The following is a 468-nucleotide window of genomic DNA, read 5'->3' on the forward strand; positions in this document are numbered from 1 at the left end:
AAAAGCCGGCGAAGGACTTGAGGGCGATGATGAGGAGGCTGGTGCCCACGGCCAGGTGCATGGGAAGCCCGCCCAGGAGGACCAAGGCGGGCACGATCAGAAAGCCCCCGCCCACGCCCACGAAGCCGGTGAGGGCCCCCACCGCCGTGCCCTCGAGGACGATCTTCCAGGCCTGCCGCTTCTGGGTGGGGCGCAGGGGGGTGGGCCGGGCCATGAAGTAGGCGGCGAGGATCATGACCAGGGCGAAGGTGAGGAGCTGGACCTGCCCGGAGACGAACTGGGAGAGCCAGGCCCCCAGGTAGGTGCCCGCCATCCCGGGAAGCCCGAAGAAGAGGATGTTACGCCAGTCCACCAGGCCCCTTAAGGCGAAGGGGATGGCCCCCAAGAGGGCGATGCCCCCCACGACCAGGAGGCTTTCGGCGATGGCCTGCTTGGGGTGCTCCCCCAGGAGGTAGACCAGGACGGGGA

General features: G+C 68.8%; 1 protein-coding gene. It reads right to left on the bottom strand.

Annotation, left to right across the window (positions count from 1 at the left end; genetic code table 11):
- Nucleotides 1-468 (bottom strand): sulfite exporter TauE/SafE family protein (locus tag BVI061214_RS00320; protein ID WP_156303167.1); only part of this gene is annotated, 468 nt, incomplete at both ends.

The sequence above is a fragment of the Thermus aquaticus genome (assembly GCF_001280255.1).
Classification (GTDB): Bacteria; Deinococcota; Deinococci; order Deinococcales; family Thermaceae; genus Thermus; species Thermus aquaticus.